Source organism: Mesorhizobium sp. P2_F8, assembly GCF_056403655.1.
Genome location: NZ_JBFUFB010000099.1, coordinates 1 through 1,448 on the forward strand (window position 1 = coordinate 1; position 1,448 = coordinate 1,448).

At 66.1% G+C, this 1,448-nt stretch carries 2 protein-coding genes; both read left to right on the plus strand.

Annotation, left to right across the window (positions count from 1 at the left end):
* Nucleotides 1-24: 24 nt before the first annotated feature.
* Nucleotides 25-1,044, plus strand: a complete 1,020-nt coding sequence (locus AC1DZP_RS36160) for a DUF1403 family protein (protein ID WP_477309133.1) — start codon at nucleotides 25-27, stop codon at nucleotides 1,042-1,044.
* A 5-nt stretch (nucleotides 1,045-1,049) separates the two neighbouring features.
* A partial coding sequence (scpB, locus tag AC1DZP_RS36165; RefSeq protein WP_477309135.1) for an SMC-Scp complex subunit ScpB occupies nucleotides 1,050-1,448 on the plus strand: 399 nt, incomplete at its 3' end.

The window sequence follows — 1,448 nt, forward strand, 5'->3', positions numbered from 1 at the left end:
CCGGCATGACTCATCCTGCGGGCGATGATTCTGCGACCCAAATCCTCCATTTCTCGCCACGCTGCACTCTCCAAGGCCTGTTCAGCCSTGTCCGTTGCTGCGGTGCCGATCTGGCTCCGCCGAGCAATTCAAGATTCGCAAAGCCTTGCGGGTAGAGATGTTGAAGACGTCGCGCTCGCCGCGGGCGCCGCCATCGGCGCGCTTGATGCGATGATCCGCCGGCAGGAGCGGTGGGCTGGCACGTGGCGGCAGCGCCTGGCGCTCTCGGCGGCCGCGGCAACGACGAGGCAGGCCGGCCGCATCGAGGATGAAAGCGCCCTGCGCGACGCGGTGCTGCTCACACGACCGGGCGACAATGTCGGGCCAGCTGGCAGGATGCTATTGGCATGGCGTCGGCTGGCCGTAATGCCTGCGGAGAGACTGCTGACCGAGGCGAGCATCGGCGCGGTGCTGGATGACTTCGGTGTCGCGCGCAATAAAGAGGGCCTGAGCGACCTGACTAACGATCTTCGGCAGTTTGCCGCCGGTGACGGGATGGTGGGACTGAAGACCGACGCCGTCATGCTCGCCGAACGCCACGGCTTTGGGCGCGCCCTTGGAGCCTGGCTTGCCGACGCCCTGCTGGCTCAACGGCTAGGGTGGACACATGCAGTACCGCTCTTGGGCACCGAGACGGCTTTGGGCATGAATCCAGGCCCGCCGCGCCGCGCGAGTACCGTTGTTTCGGCAACTGGTATCGAAGCGGGTTCCGATCGGACGAAAAACCTGCTCGCCGCCCAGGCGCGCGCTGCGCTACGAGCGATTGATCTTTCCGCTGAATTCGAGCGCCGCGCCGACCGGCTGCTTGCCGTCGCGCCGAAACTCAGAGCCAAGGCGGCGGACGCTGTTGTCGACAAGCTCCTGTCCRACGATGCGATCGTTGCCTCGGAAAAGATCGCAGGTATGAGTGACCGTGGGCTGCGCCGCCTGTTCGACCGGCTGGTCGAGCTCGGCGCCGTCCGCGAGCTGTCCGGCCGCCCTGCGTTCCGCATCTACGGGCTGTGACGACCATGGCGGAGGCAGCGAGCAGGCGAGGGTGGAGGCGGTCAGATGACCGTCGATCAGCTGACCAGCTGTTTGACCGGGAGCTGGATCACCTGCCGCCGGAGGCGCGCTGGCGCGAATGGATGCAGCGCGTCGAGGCAACGATTTTTGCGGCCAGCGAGCCCGTCGCCCGTGAAACGCTGTCGCGGATCGTCGGCAAGGGCTGCAGCATCGATCTCCTCATCGACGACATTCGTGACGAACTACGCAGCCGTCCCTACGACCTGGTCGCCGTCGCCGGGGGCTGGAAGCACCTGACCCGGCCTGCTTATGCAGACGCCATCCGCTGTGCAGTCGGCGGTAGCGAGCGCGCGGCAGACCTCACGCAATCAGAGGTGCTGGTGCTCATGTGCATCGGCTACTTC